This window comes from Spelaeicoccus albus (assembly GCF_013409065.1).
GTDB classification, from domain to species: domain Bacteria; phylum Actinomycetota; class Actinomycetes; order Actinomycetales; family Brevibacteriaceae; genus Spelaeicoccus; species Spelaeicoccus albus.
In genome coordinates this window covers 2,926,031-2,941,444 of the sequence record NZ_JACBZP010000001.1, presented here as the reverse complement: position 1 = coordinate 2,941,444, position 15,414 = coordinate 2,926,031, and the positions used below count along the sequence as shown (strand labels likewise).

General features: G+C 64.2%; 16 protein-coding genes and 1 tRNA gene. 12 read left to right on the top strand and 5 right to left on the bottom strand.

Annotated features, from left to right (window positions below; all coding sequences use genetic code 11):
- Positions 1–39: 39 nt before the first annotated feature.
- The 4 genes from BJY26_RS13695 to BJY26_RS13680 all read left to right on the top strand — a co-directional run bounded on the left by BJY26_RS13695 (position 40) and on the right by BJY26_RS13680 (position 4,575).
- Positions 40–792: an IclR family transcriptional regulator gene (locus tag BJY26_RS13695; RefSeq protein WP_179428788.1), complete on the top strand. Its 753-nt coding sequence runs from the start codon at positions 40–42 to the stop codon at positions 790–792.
- A 79-nt stretch (positions 793–871) separates the two neighbouring features.
- Entirely contained in the window at positions 872–2,176 is a 1,305-nt protein-coding gene (locus BJY26_RS13690) for a glycine cleavage T C-terminal barrel domain-containing protein (RefSeq protein WP_179428787.1), read from the top strand.
- A gap of 117 nt (positions 2,177–2,293) precedes the next feature.
- On the top strand, positions 2,294–3,991 hold the full coding sequence (locus BJY26_RS13685) for a formate--tetrahydrofolate ligase (protein ID WP_179428786.1): 1,698 nt from the start codon (positions 2,294–2,296) through the stop codon (positions 3,989–3,991).
- Positions 3,988–4,575, top strand: coding sequence for a cyclodeaminase/cyclohydrolase family protein (locus BJY26_RS13680; protein WP_179428785.1), 588 nt, complete (start codon positions 3,988–3,990; stop codon positions 4,573–4,575). The genes BJY26_RS13685 and BJY26_RS13680 overlap by 4 nt, the downstream gene beginning before the upstream one ends.
- 934 nt (positions 4,576–5,509) lie before the next feature.
- Here BJY26_RS13680 and BJY26_RS13675 read toward each other — a convergent pair.
- Positions 5,510–5,595, bottom strand: a tRNA-Leu gene (locus tag BJY26_RS13675).
- Between the two features lie 166 nt (positions 5,596–5,761).
- Here BJY26_RS13675 and BJY26_RS13670 point away from each other — a divergent pair.
- Positions 5,762–7,081, top strand: coding sequence for a M20/M25/M40 family metallo-hydrolase (locus tag BJY26_RS13670; RefSeq protein ID WP_179428784.1), 1,320 nt, complete (start codon positions 5,762–5,764; stop codon positions 7,079–7,081).
- 39 nt (positions 7,082–7,120) lie between these two features.
- Positions 7,121–7,579 carry a hypothetical protein gene (locus tag BJY26_RS13665; protein ID WP_179428783.1) on the top strand — a complete coding sequence of 153 codons (459 nt, stop codon included), beginning with the start codon at positions 7,121–7,123 and terminating at the stop codon, positions 7,577–7,579.
- A 53-nt stretch (positions 7,580–7,632) separates the two neighbouring features.
- Here the strand turns inward: BJY26_RS13665 and BJY26_RS13660 are convergent, their stop codons facing one another.
- Positions 7,633–7,923, bottom strand: coding sequence for a DUF5703 family protein (locus BJY26_RS13660; protein ID WP_342354671.1), 291 nt, complete (start codon positions 7,921–7,923; stop codon positions 7,633–7,635).
- A gap of 80 nt (positions 7,924–8,003) precedes the next feature.
- Between BJY26_RS13660 and BJY26_RS13655 the strand changes: the two genes are divergently transcribed.
- The gene (locus BJY26_RS13655) at positions 8,004–8,309 is read left to right on the top strand and encodes a hypothetical protein (protein WP_179428782.1); all 306 of its coding nucleotides are present in this window, start codon (positions 8,004–8,006) and stop codon (positions 8,307–8,309) included.
- On the opposite strand, the gene BJY26_RS13650 is transcribed toward BJY26_RS13655, so the two are convergent.
- Positions 8,306–9,229 carry an aldo/keto reductase gene (locus BJY26_RS13650; protein ID WP_179428781.1) on the bottom strand — a complete coding sequence of 308 codons (924 nt, stop codon included), beginning with the start codon at positions 9,227–9,229 and terminating at the stop codon, positions 8,306–8,308. The genes BJY26_RS13655 and BJY26_RS13650 overlap by 4 nt on opposite strands.
- A 67-nt stretch (positions 9,230–9,296) precedes the next feature.
- Between BJY26_RS13650 and BJY26_RS13645 the strand changes: the two genes are divergently transcribed.
- Positions 9,297–10,325, top strand: a complete 1,029-nt coding sequence (locus BJY26_RS13645; protein WP_237249153.1) for an LLM class F420-dependent oxidoreductase — start codon at positions 9,297–9,299, stop codon at positions 10,323–10,325.
- Positions 10,326–10,352: 27 nt separating this feature from the next.
- Here the strand turns inward: BJY26_RS13645 and BJY26_RS13640 are convergent, their stop codons facing one another.
- The gene (locus BJY26_RS13640) at positions 10,353–11,036 is read right to left on the bottom strand and encodes an MSMEG_4193 family putative phosphomutase (protein ID WP_179428780.1); all 684 of its coding nucleotides are present in this window, start codon (positions 11,034–11,036) and stop codon (positions 10,353–10,355) included.
- 98 nt (positions 11,037–11,134) lie between these two features.
- On the opposite strand from BJY26_RS13640, the gene BJY26_RS13635 reads away from it, so the two are divergent.
- The 3 genes from BJY26_RS13635 to mshC are packed head-to-tail and all read left to right on the top strand — an operon-like array spanning position 11,135 to position 13,743.
- Positions 11,135–11,683, top strand: a complete 549-nt coding sequence (locus BJY26_RS13635; RefSeq protein WP_179428779.1) for a DUF3090 domain-containing protein — start codon at positions 11,135–11,137, stop codon at positions 11,681–11,683.
- A 4-nt stretch (positions 11,684–11,687) separates the two neighbouring features.
- The gene (locus tag BJY26_RS13630; RefSeq protein ID WP_179428778.1) at positions 11,688–12,506 is read left to right on the top strand and encodes an SCO1664 family protein; all 819 of its coding nucleotides are present in this window, start codon (positions 11,688–11,690) and stop codon (positions 12,504–12,506) included.
- Positions 12,507–12,516: 10 nt separating this feature from the next.
- Positions 12,517–13,743 (top strand): cysteine--1-D-myo-inosityl 2-amino-2-deoxy-alpha-D-glucopyranoside ligase, encoded by a 1,227-nt coding sequence (gene mshC / locus BJY26_RS13625; protein WP_179428777.1) that lies wholly within the window; start codon positions 12,517–12,519, stop codon positions 13,741–13,743.
- A gap of 12 nt (positions 13,744–13,755) precedes the next feature.
- Here mshC and BJY26_RS13620 read toward each other — a convergent pair whose 3' ends face one another.
- Complete coding sequence (locus BJY26_RS13620; RefSeq protein ID WP_179428776.1) at positions 13,756–14,667, bottom strand: PAC2 family protein; 912 nt, start codon at positions 14,665–14,667, stop codon at positions 13,756–13,758.
- A gap of 60 nt (positions 14,668–14,727) precedes the next feature.
- Here BJY26_RS13620 and BJY26_RS13615 point away from each other — a divergent pair, with 60 nt between their 5' ends.
- Positions 14,728–15,405: an HAD family hydrolase gene (locus tag BJY26_RS13615; RefSeq protein WP_179428775.1), complete on the top strand. Its 678-nt coding sequence runs from the start codon at positions 14,728–14,730 to the stop codon at positions 15,403–15,405.
- The last annotated feature ends 9 nt before the right edge of the window (positions 15,406–15,414 follow it).

The window sequence follows — 15,414 nt, the reverse complement described above, 5'->3', positions numbered from 1 at the left end:
AGCTGCAACATCGGGCAAGCTTCAGGGGGAAATAAATCGATGAGTGACGGAGCGCAATCGGTAGACCGCGCCGCGGAACTGCTGTCGCTGATCGTACGTGCGGAGACCCCTCCGACGTACACCGAGCTGACGCAGTCGACGGGGCTGGCGCGGTCGACGACGTCCCGGCTGCTCCAAGCGCTCGAGCGCGGCGACATGATCGAAAAGGACGGCAACGGCGGATATCGCGGGGGGCCCCTGTTCGCCGAATACGCCTCGCGCTTCGACAGGGTCGAGTCCATCGTGTCGGCAGCCGGGCCGGCGCTCGATCGTATCGCCGAAGAGACCGGCGAAACGGTGAACCTGGGCGTTCCCAGCGGCAATACCGTCGTCCAGGTCGCGCAGGTGGATTCGGCATACATCCTGGGCACGACGAACTGGGAAGCCGTCGACGTCCCGCCGCATCTGTCGGCTCTCGGCAAGGTGATGTACGCGTTCGGCGCCCTCAGCATTCCGACCGGGACTCTCGAGTCCCGCACGCCGGCCAGCACGTCGAAGCGGGCGGATTTGGAACGCCAGCTCGTCGCGATTCGGCAAGCCGGATTCGCCATCACTCGGGGCGAACTCGAGGAGGGTCTCGATGCGGTGGCGGCGCCCGTGATGGGTGACGGCGTGGTGCATGCGGCAATCGGCGTTTCCGGACCGGAATTCCGGCTGGGGGACACGCACGAGCAGGTCGGCAAGCTTCTCGTCGAGGAAGCGAACCGGCTGGCGAAAGTCTTGGCGAAATGGCCGACCCGGCGCGCCTCTTGATCAAATCGTGATACGCGTTCTAGACTCATGATATGGGAGTTAAGTTCCATATTATGGATCGTAGGATTCGGAGAAAATCATGAACGCGAACTATCCCTCGGTCGACCAAAGCGACCGGACAGTACCCATCAATCTTCGTCAGTCCGGCCGTACGCCGGTGGAAATGCTCATCTACACGCGCATCCGCAAATCGCCGTACTGGGAGTTGTCCCACGAGGCAGGCTGCTGGCGGGCTTCGGTGTACAACCGGATGTACCACCCGCGCGGCTATATCCGCCCCGAAGACGGCGGGGCAATGGCCGAATACGAATCGCTCGTGCACGACGTCACCATGTGGAACGTGGCTGTCGAGAGGCAGATCCAGGTGCTCGGGCCGGACGCGGAAGACTTCGTCAATTACGTCATCACTCGTGATGCCACGAAGATCCCGCCCATGCGCGCCCGGTACGTGATCTTGTGCAATGAGGCCGGAGGCATTCTCAACGACCCGGTACTGCTGCGCGTCGCCGAGAACGAGTTCTGGTTCAGCATCTCGGACTCGGACATCCTGTGGTGGCTGCAAGGAGTCAACGTCGGCCGCCGGTTCGATGTCGAGATCAATGAGATCGATGTCGCCCCCGTGCAGATACAGGGACCGAAGTCGATCGACCTGATGGCCGACCTTGTCGGGCCTGCCGCGCGCGATATCCCGTCGTACGGCCTGCTGTCCTCGGCTGTCGGCGGCTGCGAAGTCATCGTGTCCCAAACCGGGTTCACCGGAGAAAAGGGCTACGAAATCTATCTGCGTGATGCCACGGCGTACGCCGAGAAGATGTGGAACGCCGTCCTCGAGGCCGGTAAGCCGTACAACCTGCGGGTCATCGCGCCGGCACACCACCGCCGTATCGCGGCAGGCATCCTTTCCTGGGGCCAGGACATGGACAACGAGACTTTGCCGTTCCAGGTGAACTTGAGCTATCAGGTGCCGCGGAAAAAGGAAGCCCCCTACATCGGCAAAGAGGCGCTTGAAGCGGCCCGCGACAAGATCAACGCCGGCGATCCTCCGTTCACGCACACGCTCGTCGGCCTGAAACTCGGCGGCAAACCGATCGACGATTATGCGCCGGACTTCTGGCTGATCAGTGCGATCGAAGGCGGAGAGCCGGTCGGGTACGTGACATCGCCCTGGTTCTCTCCCGAGCTCGGCACCAATATCGCCATGGGGTACGTGCCGATTTCGCTGAGCACCCTCGGCACCGAACTGTGGGTGCACCTGCCGGACGAATACGCCGACTTCGCCGGAACGCCGGTCAAGGCGGACGTGGTCGAAATGCCGTTCCGGCCATCCGTGAACCCCAATCAGCGGGAGATCCTGAAGAAGAAGGGGCTCGACGCGGCAATTTAGCTCACGCGGCCGCGATGGTCCAAGACACCCTTGAATATCGCGGCCGCGTCGAGAAGACTGAGGTACGGCGGCGAGCTCCGTACAGGGCGCCCACCGGGAATAGGAACGAGGTGCGGCATGAACATGCCTACTAATCTTGAAATTTCGCGCAACACCCGCTTGGCTCCGTTGACGGACATAGCCGCGGAGATGGGGATCGAGGAGAAATTCCTCGAACCCTACGGACGGTCGGCAGCCAAGATCTCCCTCGAAGCGGTCAAGGCGTTGGGGGACCGTCCTCGGGCGAAGTACGTCGTCGTCTCGGCCGTCACGCCGACACCGCTGGGAACGGGCAAGACGACGACCGCCGTGGGGCTGGCGCAAGCGTTCAGCCACATCGGCAAGCGCGGCGTGCTGGCCGTGCGGCAGGCGTCCATGGGCCCGACTTTCGGCATCAAGGGCGGGGCCGCGGGCGGCGGATATTCGCAGGTCGTGCCCATGGAAGCCTTGAACCTTCACCTGACCGGCGATATGCACGCGGTGACCGAGGCCCACAACATGCTCTCGGCAATGCTCGACAATCACCTGCACAAGGGCAACGCCTTGAACATCGATCCGTTCGCCATCACGTGGCGACGCGTGCTCGACGTCAATGACCGTGATCTGCGCCAAATCGTCACGGGCCTCGGCGGCAAGGCGAACGGCATACCGCGACAGACCGGATTCGATATCACGGCGGCCAGCGAGGTGATGGCGGTTCTGGCGCTGTCGACGTCGTTGCAGGACCTGCGGGCTCGGCTGGGCAGGATCGTCGTCGGCTACGACCGCGACAAGAATCCCGTGACTGCCGAAATGCTCAAAGCCGCCGGCGCAATGTGCGTGATCTTGCGGGAGGCCATCAAACCGAACCTCATGCAGACCGTAGAGAACACGCCGGTGCTCGTCCATTGCGGCCCCTTCGGCAATATCGCGCACGGCAATTCGTCAATTGTGGCCGATCTCATCGGCATTCACGCCGGCGACTACTTGGTCACCGAGGCCGGCTTCGGCGCGGACATGGGCGCCGAACGGTTCTTCAACATCAAGTGCCGCAATTCGGGGCTGGTGCCGGACGCCGCGGTTGTCGTGGTCACGGTGCGCGACCTGAAATCGCACTCGGGGAAGTACAAGATCGTCGCGGGCAAACCGTTGCCCGAGGAAATGCTGGCCGAAGGCCCTGACGACGTGTTCGCCGGCGCCGACAATCTGCGCAAGCAGATCGCCAATATCCGTTTGCACGGGGTGGAGCCGGTCGTGGCCGTGAACGCCTTCCCGACCGATTTCCCCAGCGAACACGACGCCATCATGAAGATCGCTGCCGATGAATCCGTTCGCGCCGCTGTATGCACGCACGTCGTCGATGGCGGCAAGGGTGCGGCCGACCTGGCCCGGGCCGTCGCCGAGACGTGTGACGAACCGTCGTCGTATCACACCCTGTACGAGGACTCGATGACCTTGCGCCAGAAGATCGAAACGATTGCCACTAAGGTGTACGGCGCCAACGGCATCGACGTCTCGCCGGTTGCGGCCAAGCAGCTGGACGACTACGAGCGGTGCGGGTTTGGCAACTTGCCGGTGTGCATCGCGAAGTCGCACCTGTCGTTGTCGTCGGATCCGACGCTCAAGGGGGCACCCACCGGATGGCGTCTGCCGGTGCGCGAAGTACGCGCGTCGGTCGGAGCGGGATTCGTCTATCCGATTTGCGGCAATATGCAGACAATGCCCGGCTTGTCCTCGTTCCCGGCGGCCGAGCGAATCGATATCGATGCCGACGGCGAGATCGTCGGACTCGCTTGACCGGCACGGAGGCATCGGACCGGGTGCCGGACGGTGCGGACGGCAGCGGGCGCGACTACCGTGAGCGGCCGCTAGCTGACCTGCTTGCCGACATCGCCGGGTCCGGCCCCGTACCGGCCGCCGGTTCCACAATCGCGGCGACCGCCGCCATGGCTGCGGGACTCGTGGCCAAGACCGCCGCCCGGTCGGCTGCGCGGTTCGACGAATCCGAACGCGTGCGTGCGGACGCCGCGGCGGTCGCCGAGGAACTGGCATCGCTGATCACCGAAGACGCCCGGTTGTACGCCGCCGCGCTGGCGGTCCCGAAGTCCGAGCGCGCCGCCGCATTCGGCAAGACGACGGTTGTGCCGCTCGCCGTCGCGACCGCCGGCGAGACGACTGCCCGGTTGGCGTGGTTGTTGGTGCGGCAGGGAAACCCGAATTTGCGCTTCGATGCGGCGGCTGCTGCCGCCCTTGCCGCCGCTGCCGCCCAGGTGGCCGTGACGCTCCTTGAGGCGAACTCGTCCGGCGGCGTCGCGGAGGCGTCGAAAGCCGCCGAAAAAGCCGCTGAATTTGCCCGGGAATGCGCCAAATCGAATCGGTAACACGCACGCGGGGAGAGCTTGCTCACAAACGGTCTCGTGAGGATGAAAAGCGTCCGTGCGGTCGTTAGGCTGGATGTAGGCAGAAGGCCTAAGAAAGATCCCAGATTTGATTCGAGAGGAGCAGTCACATGAGCAAGACAACTCAAAGCCAAGAGGTCCAGGGTCGTAGCGGAAACGTGGTTGCTCGCGGGTTTAACCGCTGGCTCGAACACAACCGTGCATACGGTGAAGCATTTACCCGTTTTGCCGCCCCCGGATATAAGGGCAAGTAATTCGCGCAATTTGACGCGAACTGATTGTGGCCGTGCGATTCATCGCACGGCCACAATTGTTTTTGACGCATATTGTGCGAAAGACCGCGGGCGGCGTCCGCGGCGCGCGAGCGTGCGGCGGGGAGAGCTTGCTCACAAACGGTCTCCTGAGGATGAAAAGCGTCCGTGCGGTCGTTAGGCTGGATGTAGGCAGAAGGCCTAAGAAAGATCCCAGATTTGATTCGAGAGGAGCAGTCACATGAGCAAGACAACTCAAAGCCAAGAGGTCCAGGGTCGTAGCGGAAACGTGGTTGCTCGCGGGTTTAACCGTTGGCTCGAACACAACCGTGCATACGGTGAAGCATTTACCCGTTTTGCCGCCCCCGGATATAAGGGCAAGTAATTCGCGCAATTTGACGCGAACTGATTGTGGCCGTGCGATTGATCGCACGGCCACAATTGTTTTTTCAGGGGCCGAGCGAGCCACTTTTTTGCGTCCAACCGCACCGAGTGGTGGCGAATGGCTGCCGGCCCGCGCCGAGTGGTGGCGAATGGCTGCGAAATCACCGATTTCGCAGCCATTCGCCACCACTCGGTGGGCCCCATGCCGACAAAGAAAACTCGGGTGCCGCAACCGATATAAAAAAGTCCCGCACACCGTAGAAACGATGATGCGGGATTCGTGTCCGAGGGGGGACTTGAACCCCCACGCCCCTATACGGGCACTAGCACCTCAAGCTAGCGCGTCTGCCATTTCCGCCACCCGGACCCGGGCTGGTTCGCAAGCGCCGTAGCGCGCATGAACCGTCGTCAACTCTAACATGACTCCGGCGCTGGTCGTGACCGGGTATCCGGTTCCGAGATGCACGCCACATCCGGCGGGCGATACTGTAGGAGATCGCACCGAATCCGCACCAGTAAAAGAGGTATCGACAATGTCGGACACTACCGCGCACGCCCAGACCGCCGAGGCCGAGGTCGCCGACATCTGCCGCGATCTGATCCGTATCGACACTTCGAACTACGGCGACGGCTCCGGCCCGGGCGAGCGCAAGGCCGCCGAACATATTGGCACGTTGTTCGACGAAGTCGGACTCGACACGACCATCTACGAATCCGAACCCGGTCGCGCCAGTATTTTCACCCGCTTGGAGGGTACCGATCCCTCTGCGCCGGCCCTCGTCGTCCACGGGCATACCGACGTCGTGCCCGCCGACAAATCGGAATGGAGCGTCGACCCGTTCTCTGCGGAAGACCGCGACGGCCTGATCTGGGGCCGCGGCGCCGTCGATATGAAAGACATGGACGCCATGATCGTGGCGAACGTGCGGGAGATGATCCGCAACGGCATCAAGCCGCGTCGCGACATCATCATCGGGTTCTTTGCCGATGAGGAAGCCGGGGGAGTGCAGGGTGCACGGTGGTGCATTCAGAACCACCCCGAACTCTTCGACGGGGCAACCGAAGCCATCTCGGAGGTCGGCGGGTACTCGGTCGATCTTCGGGGCCGGCGTACGTATCTGGTCCAAACCGCCGAAAAAGGCATCGCATGGATCAAACTGATCGCCAAGGGGAGCGCCGGGCACGGTTCGCAGATCAACGATGACAACCCGGTCACGCGATTGGCCGGTGCCGTCGCTCGGATCGGCGCCCACCAATGGCCCAAGCGGCTCACGCCCGCCGTCCGGGAGCTGCTCGAAGGCGTCGCCGATATCACCGGTCTGACGTTCAACGCCGACAACACCGACGAGCTGCTTGCCGAGCTCGGTTCCGTTGCCAAATTCGTGGGTGCGACGTTGCAGAACACGTCGAATCCGACGGCGCTTCACGCTGGCTACAAGCACAACGTCATCCCCGGTACCGCTGAAGCGTTGATCGACATCCGCACGCTGCCGGGCGACGACAAGCACGTACTCGATACAGTGCGTGAACTGGCCGGTGACGGCGTCGACCTGCAGATGATGGTCGAAGACGTCGCATTGGAGACCGAGTTCAGCGGATCGCTGGTGGACACCATGACCTCATCATTGCTGGCCGAGGACCCGTCGGCCCGGGTTTTGCCGTACAACTTGTCCGGCGGCACGGACAATAAGTCGCTCAGTAAACTCGGCATCACCGGATACGGCTTTGCACCGCTGCAGCTGACCAGTGATCTGGACTTCCCGGCAATGTTCCACGGCGTGGACGAACGTGTTCCCACGTCGGCTCTCGAATTCGGCACGCGCGTGCTGCGCAGGTTCATGGTCGACGCATGATCGCGGCCGGTGTCGGTGGTCGGCGGCATGATTGCCGTTATGAGCATGACACCGAATATCTCAGCCGTCCTGGAGACCTTCTTTTTCGACGCCGAGGCGGGCAAGTCGGCTGCGACACGCGCCCGATACGTGCGCACCCAAGCCGCGTTGGCGCGTTACATCGAGACCGTCGACGTCGCGGACTGTTTTGGTGACGATGTCGCGCAGCTCGTGGCGGCCGAACGCGAATTCGACAGCAGCGGGGCGTTCTTGCGAATCATGACCGCCGAGGAACTCGTTGTCCTGCTGCCCGGATTCGTCGAAGACGAAAGGTTGCCGGCCTGCCGAGCAGACGCGCGTACGCAAGTGAGCATGACCGACCGGCTCGTCGCGTTTCTGATCCGATTCCGGCTGATCGACGGCTCCCGCTTCAGCCGTGCCGTGCTCGATACCCAAGTCGCCTGTGCCACTGCGCGGGACCGGCTGCGACGGCACACCGAGCCACGGCTGTTCGGCTGAGCCGGCCCGGCTCAGCAGTCGACCGTCGCATTTGGCATGCGCCCGTCGAAGCCCTACAGGGTCGGTTGCATCCTGATAATTTTGCGGCGAAGCCATACGGTGCGCCGTCCGCCCATACCCAAAATTGTGCGCGCCAGCTCCCAATGTCCGTATTCGGCATGCTCGGTGAGGAGCTGCAGGCTTTCTCGACGCGAGGTCTCGCGGCCAAATGTCATAATCCGGTATTCATACTGCCGGACCGAGGAACGTGCCATGCACAATATGTTAGGACGGATTCGCTCAGTTTCGAGCGAGGCAGCCACATGGCGATACGACGCGTCGTCGGGCGCCAACTGCACGTTCACGACGTCTCGCCGGCTGCGGGATTGATGGGAATCCGCCGAAATGGGCTGCATTTGGCTGGTTTTCCGGTTAGTTTTTAACCATGACTACCGATCCGCGCGAAGCTCTGGCAGCCTTGGTGTCCGCACTCGAAGAACACTTGGTCGCTGCTGCCGACAGGCGGGGGGAACAAGACCCCCGCGTCGAGGCCGCGTACACGTCGGTCGCCGACGCATTCGAAGTGTATGAAGACGCGCTCTACCAGGCCTACGACGAGGTCACGCCGTTCGAACTTTACGACGACGTGGAAGACGCGCTCGACGATGACGTCGACGAAGACGATCTCGATCTGTTCGGTGAGGACGAGGACGACGACGGCATCGAGCTCGACCGCGAATCGTCCAATTAGCCTGTCGACACGTCGTCCAGCGCGTCCAGCACCTCGTCCGGAACCTCGACGTCGGCGCTTCCCAGCACTTCCTTCAACTGCGTCTCGGTGCGCGCTCCCGTAATCATCGAGGTGACGGTTTCCTGACGCGTCAGCCAGCCCAGCGCCACTTCGGTCAAGGAAATGTTCAATCCGGAAGCCGCGGCGGAGACGGCCTCGACGATGCGCCCGCTCCGCTCGTCACGATAGTCGTCGGTGAACGCCGACCATGCACTCAGCGCGGCTCGAGAATCGCGCGGTTTGCCGTGCCGATACTTGCCGCTCAAGACGCCCCGGCCCAGCGGCGACGACGCGAACACTCCCAGTCGAAGATAGTCGGCAGCCGGCAGTACCTCGTAGTCCGCCTGTCGCTGCAGCAGCGAATACTCCACCTCGGTTGCCACCAGCGGGACCGGGCTGGTCGACGCGGCCACGGCCAACTGCCAGCCCGCCGCATTGGCCAGGCCGACATAGGTGGCGCGTCCGCTGCGTTGCGCGGTCTCCAACGCGGCGAGCGTCTCGTCCAGCGGAGTCCGCGGATCCCACGCCTCCAGTAGCCACACGTCCACGTGATCGGTGCCAAGCGTGGTCAGCGCGGCATCGAGCCCGCGCATCAAATGTCCGCGGGACGCGTCCGGGACGGGAGCGCCGTCCTCGATCCGGACGCCCGACTTGCACGTAATCGTCAGTTCGTCGCGGTCGGGCGCTTGGCCGATCAGCTCGCCGAGGATCTCCATGCCGGGATACGACACGGACGTGTCAATCATGTTCCCGCCGAAATCTCGATACGCTCGAAGCAGGTCTCCGGCGGTCTCCGCGGTGACCCCGCGCCCCCACGTCAGGGTGCCGAGCGCGATTTGGGAGACTCGCAGGCCGCTTCCCGGTAGTTGATTGAACTGCACGGCACCCAATCTACCCGGCGACCCGGCGCGGGAACCCCCGCCACGCCTATCGCCTAGAGTGAGTGCTGTGAAACTTGCGCTGATGCTCGGTATTACCGGCCCCCAGGATCCTGCCGCCACGTTGACTGCCGTCCACACGTGTGAAAAGAGCGGCTATTCGCAGGTGTGGGCCGCCGAAGCGTACGGCTATGACGCCGCGACGACGCTGGCGTGGTTGGCCGCTCACACGTCGACGATCGATCTCGGGTCGGCGATCTTCCAGATCCCCGGGCGCACTCCGGCCATGACCGCCATGACGGCGGCCGGAATGCAAGCGCTCAGCGGCAACCGGTTCCGGCTCGGCCTCGGCGTGTCGGGGCCGCAGGTCTCGGAAGGCTGGCACGGCGTGCCCTTCCGAGCGCCGCTCGGCCGCACGCGCGAATACGTCGAAGTCGTGAAGCTGGCGCTGTCCGGCAAGCCCCTGGAGTTCAACGGCCGGCATCATGAACTGCCGTTGGGCGCCCCGCAGGCAAAGGCGATCCGTTCGGCCGCGCACGTCGACATGCCACCCATTTATCTTGCCGCCGTCGGTCCGAAGAATTTGGAATTGACCGGTGAGATCGCCGACGGCTGGCTTGCCATCTTTTTTGCGCCCGAGCAGGCCGAGCTCTCGTTGTCGCATATTCGCGCCGGACGACCGGACGGTCTTGACGGGTTCGACATCGTACCGACGGTGCCTGTCGCGCTGGGCGACGACGTCGACGAATGCACTGACCTGATCCGTGCCTACACCGCCTTGTACATCGGCGGCATGGGCAGCCGGGACAAGAACTTCTACAACGACTTGGCCCACCGGCTCGGCTTCGGCGATGAAGCGGACGCCGTCCAGGAACTGTATTTGGCCAAGCGACACCGTGACGCTGCGGCAGCCGTCCCGGCGGAACTGATCCGGCAAACGAGTCTCGTCGGTCCGGACGACCTGGTCATCGAGCGGATCCGCCGCTATGCCGAAGCGGGGGTCACGACGCTTGCCGTGTCGCCGTTCGGTGCGACACCGGAGGCAAAAATGCGCGATATCGCCAAAATGCCCGAACTGGTGGCCAAGGCGCTCGGGTAGCTGTCGCGTCGCTTTCCCGCGGCTGGGTCAGTCGCCGCCGCCCACGACTCCTTCGGCCGCCTTGTCGGCTTCGGGCAGGCGGACGAGCCGGTCGGCATGTGCGCCGAGCGCCAACAGGAACGGGCGGTCGGAGGTGTACCGGATCGCCGAAAGACTGCACGGGCTGACCACCAAGCGTTGGAACAAGTCGAGCGGCATGCCGAGGGCGTCGGCAAGCACCGCCTTGATGATGTCCCCGTGGGCGATGACCATCCAGACGGCATCGTTGCCGGCGTCGGCTTCGACCTCGGCATCGTGCCCGCGAACCGCCGCGACGGCGCGCGCCGACATCTCGGCGATCGATTCGCCGCCCGGGAATCTGACGGCTGAGGGCGTGTTCTGGATGGTCTTCCACTCGGGCTGCCCGGCCAGATCGGCGAGCTTCTTGCCCTGCCAGCCGCCGTAATCGACTTCGTTGAGGGCGTCGTCCGGTAGGCCGTCGGGCATCGGCGCGCCGTCCATGGCCTCGCGGATCTTCCGGAGCGTTTGCACGCACCGGTCCAACGGCGAATGCACGATGCGCACCGGACGCACCTGCCGAAGACGCAAGCCGAGACGGCGCGCCTGCTCGGCGCCGTCCGGCGTCAGATCGACTCCCGGCGTGCGGCCGGCGAGCTCTCCGGCCTTGTTGGCGGTTGATTCGGCGTGCCGAATCAAGAGAACTGTAGCCATACGTCCAGCGTAGACGCCCGCCCGGCGACAGGGATGGCGTGCACCTTTGGGGTCGTGGTGCTTCATTGCTCGATGCCCGGCTGGCATAGGCTGGGAATATGCCGCCGATCATCTACCAACACGATCACCCCGACCGATTCGTCGCCGGAACCATCGGGATGCCGGGGGAGCGCCAGTTCTTCCTGCAGGCCAAATCCGGGCGGACGGTGAACAGCGTCGCGCTGGAAAAGCAGCAAGTGCAGGCTCTCGCCGAACGGATCGATGAATTGCTGGACGTCGTCGTGCGCCGCGCGGGCGGCGACAGCCCCGTGCCGGCGGCGGCACGCGAAGCGGATCGCGACAACGCGGAACTGGACATGCCCGCCACCGCCGAATTCCAGGTAGGCACGATGAGCCTGGCCTGGGACACGGAAGAGAACACCCTTGTCATCGAGTGTTTTCCCATCACCGAGACCGAAGAAGGTGAAGAAGAAGACACCTCCGAACTCGACCGACTGCGCGTCGTACTGGACGGCGCCCAAGGGCGTGAATTCGTACGCCGGTCGAAGGAGGTCGTCGCCGCCGGACGACCGGACTGCCCGTTCTGCTCGCGTCCGCTGGAGCCCGGCGGACATATTTGTCCGCGTGCCAACGGCGTCAAGAGGTAGTCGGGTGGACGGCCCGGAAAAGCTTGAACTGCTTGCCGACGGAACCGTCACGGTGCTCGGACGTCTGCTCGATTCGTCCAACGCCACCATGCTGGCCGTCGTGTCCGCGCCCGAGCCGCTCGAACCGACGCCGTCGGGCCCGCAGCCGCCCACCGTTCAAGCCATTTACAAGCCCGTCTCGGGTGAACGCCCGCTGGCCGATTTCCCGCCGGGGACCCTGGCCGGTCGGGAATGGGCCGCCTACCGCTTGGACGTCGCACTCGGTTGGGATCTCGTGCAGCCGACCGTGCTGCGGACCGATCTGCCGGCCGGCACCGGAAGCCTGCAGCTGTGGCTGGAAGCCGACGAGACGACGTCCGTCGACGTTTTCGAACCGACCGGCGTGCCGGACGGTTGGGAACCCGTCATCCAAGCGGAATCGGAAGACGGAGCACCGCTCGTCGTGGCGCACCGGGTCGACGACAGGTTGCGACGATTGGCGTTGTTCGACATCATCGCCAACAACGCCGACCGCAAGGGAAGCCACATACTCCATGCCCCGGGCGGCCGCACCATCGGCATCGATCACGGGTTGACGTTCAACGCCGACGAAAAACTCCGAACGATCCTCTGGGGGTTCGCCGGGCTGCCGCTCAGTGCGGACGAGTCGGATGCGTTGAAGCACTTGGACGCCCAGTGGGACGCATTCGCCGGCGAGCTGTCCGCCGTCCTGGACGACGACGAAATCAACGCCGCGCGGGCACGGCTGGCCGGCGTCCTCTCCGAGGGATGCTTTCCCGCGCCGCCCACCTCCAGATACGCGCTGCCGTGGCCTCCGCTGTAGGCTGGTTGAAATGAAATCATGGCCTGCCCCCGATGTGCCCTCGCTGCCCGACACGGGGCGAACTCCTCGGCTTTACGACTCGTCATCCCGGTCGATGCGCCACTCTCCGGCAGCCGGGTCGGATGCACTGCTGTACGTGTGCGGCATTACGCCGTACGACGCCACGCACCTCGGCCACGCCGCCACGTATGTGGCGTTCGACGTGCTTCAACGCGTATGGCTCGACGCGGGATTCGACGTGTCCTATGTGCAGAACATCACCGACGTCGACGATCCGCTGCTCGAACGAGCCCACGAGACGGGGATCGATTGGCGGGATCTTGCCGAATCGCAGATCGAACTGTTCCGCACCGATATGGCGGCGTTGCGGGTGCTTCCGCCGCGGGACTATATCGGAGCGGTTGAATCGATTCCGCTCGTCGTCGACGCAGTGCAAAAATTGTTGGACGACGGATTCGCCTATCGGGTCGACGGCGGCGACGTGTATTACCGCGTCGATAAGCCAATTACGCCGCCGTTCGGCACGGTCAGCGGTCTCGATGCCTCGAACATGCGCGAATTGTTCGCCGAGCGCGGCGGAGACCCGGAACGCGAGGGCAAGGAGAACCCGCTCGATGCACTCGTCTGGCGCACGGCGCGGCCCGACGAGCCGTCGTGGCCCGGTGGACGCCTGGGTGCCGGACGCCCGGGCTGGCATATCGAATGCGCCGCGATAGCCATGCATTATCTGGGTCCGACCGTCTCGGTGCAAGGCGGTGGTTCCGACTTGGTCTTCCCGCACCATGAAATGTGCGCCGCGCATGCCACGGCCCTGTCCGACAGGCCGTTCGCGGACAATTACGTCCATGCCGGAATGGTCGGCCTGGACGGCGAGAAGATGAGCAAATCGCTCGGCAATCTGGTCCTGGTGTCCTCGCTTCGAGCCGAGGGCGTCGATCCGGCAGCCATCAGGCTGCTCATCCTGGCCAACCATTACCGGACCGACTGGTCGTTCACTCGCGAAGGGCTGAAGGACGCCGAAGCACGTCTGGCACGGTGGAAAGACGCCGTCGACGGTCATTCATGCGGGCCTGCCGCGCCCACTGTGAGCCGGCTCCGCGAGCGGTTGGCCGACGATCTTGACACGCCGGCTGCGCTCGACGCGGTCGATCGGTGGGCCGCGTCCACCGGCGGGACTCCGGCCGATGGGCCCGCCATGTGCACGGCGGTCGATGCGTTGCTCGGTATCCGGCTCTAATACTGGGCGGCTCTACCGTTTCGGACCATCGGGCGGGTTGCGGCGCAGGTATTTCTCGAACTCCCGGGCGATCGCCTCGCCGGATGCCTCCGGTAAGTCCGCGGTGTCCTGCACTTGTTCGAGTTGGTGGATGTACGCCGCGACGTCCTCGTCCTCTTCAGCCAGTTCGTTGACGCCTCGTTCCCAGGCGCGCGCATCCTCAATGAGCTCGTTTTGCGGAATCGACACCGAAAGGAGTTCCTCGATCTTGGACGTGATCGCCAGCTGGGCTTTCGGTGACGGCGGCGCCGCCACATAGCTCGGGACGGCGGCCCACACCGACACCGCGGGAATTCCACGCACGGATGCCTCATGGGACAAAATGCCGATGACGCCGGTCGGGCCCTCGTAATGGTTCACCTCGATATCGAGTGTCTCGCGCAATTCGGCGTTCTCGCTGCTGACCGAGACCGGGATGGGCCGGCTGTGCGGCACGTCGGCCAAGAGCGCGCCGACAAGGATAATTCCTGCCGCGCTGCTGCCGTGGCTCAAAATGGTGTCGACGAACCGGTGCCACCGAAATGACGGTTCGACTCCCAACACAATGACGGCGTCGAGGTCTTGGCCTTTCACGGACGCTTTGAACACCCTGGTGCCCGGCCACGTGATTGACGAAACCCCGTCGGCGTCGCGTCCGACCACGGGCCTCGTGAACTGGAAATCGTAGAACACGTCCGAATCGAGCTCCGTGATCTCTTCGGCGTCCCAGTATTCGCACAAGTCCGACACCGCCGCGCTTGCGGCGTTTCCGGCATCGTTCCATCCCTCGAACGCGACGATCATGACCGTGTCGCGTTCGGCGCCCTCGGCACGCGCATGCGCCCGGCCGGTCTCCGTGATGAGCGGTATCGCCGGCTGGTCGGCACCGGATGTTTGATCCTCCATACGGCTACCCTACGACGGGGCGGTCACCGCGCGCGGAGTGCGGGCAGGCACGATAGAGGTATGCCTGAAGAACTTGCCGCCGTCCTCTGGGACATGGACGGGACCCTTGTTGATACCGAACCGTATTGGATCAAGGAAGAATCACGGATGGTGGCCGAGTACGGGCACGGCCGGTGGAACAACGACGACGCCATGTCGTTGGTCGGTAATCCGTTACTGACATCCGCGGAACTCATTCGGCAGCGCGGCGGGGTCGACCTCGCGCCGGAACGGATAGTCGATATGCTCCTGGACTCGGTGATCGAGCAGGTCCACGAGCACGTGCCGTATCGTCCGGGCGCCTACGAGTTGCTGCTGGCTCTGCGCGACGAGGGTATCCCGTGCGCTCTCGTCACGATGTCCTACCGCAATTTCGCCGAGGCAGTCGTCGAATCGTTACCGGACGGCAGCTTCCGCGCCATCGTCCCGGGCGACGAAGTGTCTCGCGGCAAGCCCGACCCCGAGCCCTATCTCACGGCCGCCGCGGCGCTCGGCGTCCGGCCGGAGCAGTGCGTGGCGTTGGAGGACTCCAAGCCCGGCATCGGCGCAGCCGAGGCCGCGGGAGCTTGTACCGTCGCGGTACCGCATATGGTGCCGATCGACGACGCCCCGTCGCGCACCGTGCTGCCGACGCTCGACGGCGTCACGCCGGCCGACCTGCGCCGCATCTTTGCGGCGTCCCGATCATCGAAAGTCTGAAGGGCCGCA

What these genes read in the sequence shown, in the direction of transcription:
- BJY26_RS13670 (WP_179428784.1), top strand. Translation starts at nt 5,762, where the DNA reads ATGTCGGACACTACCGCGCACGCCCAGACCGCCGAGGCCGAGGTCGCC.
- BJY26_RS13635 (WP_179428779.1), top strand. Translation starts at nt 11,135, where the DNA reads ATGCCGCCGATCATCTACCAACACGATCACCCCGACCGATTCGTCGCC.
- BJY26_RS13665 (WP_179428783.1), top strand. Translation starts at nt 7,121, where the DNA reads ATGAGCATGACACCGAATATCTCAGCCGTCCTGGAGACCTTCTTTTTC.
- BJY26_RS13640 (WP_179428780.1), bottom strand. Translation starts at nt 11,036, where the DNA reads ATGGCTACAGTTCTCTTGATTCGGCACGCCGAATCAACCGCCAACAAG.
- BJY26_RS13685 (WP_179428786.1), top strand. Translation starts at nt 2,294, where the DNA reads ATGAACATGCCTACTAATCTTGAAATTTCGCGCAACACCCGCTTGGCT.
- BJY26_RS13690 (WP_179428787.1), top strand. Translation starts at nt 872, where the DNA reads ATGAACGCGAACTATCCCTCGGTCGACCAAAGCGACCGGACAGTACCC.
- mshC (WP_179428777.1), top strand. Translation starts at nt 12,517, where the DNA reads ATGAAATCATGGCCTGCCCCCGATGTGCCCTCGCTGCCCGACACGGGG.
- BJY26_RS13655 (WP_179428782.1), top strand. Translation starts at nt 8,004, where the DNA reads ATGACTACCGATCCGCGCGAAGCTCTGGCAGCCTTGGTGTCCGCACTC.
- BJY26_RS13695 (WP_179428788.1), top strand. Translation starts at nt 40, where the DNA reads ATGAGTGACGGAGCGCAATCGGTAGACCGCGCCGCGGAACTGCTGTCG.
- BJY26_RS13620 (WP_179428776.1), bottom strand. Translation starts at nt 14,667, where the DNA reads ATGGAGGATCAAACATCCGGTGCCGACCAGCCGGCGATACCGCTCATC.
- BJY26_RS13615 (WP_179428775.1), top strand. Translation starts at nt 14,728, where the DNA reads ATGCCTGAAGAACTTGCCGCCGTCCTCTGGGACATGGACGGGACCCTT.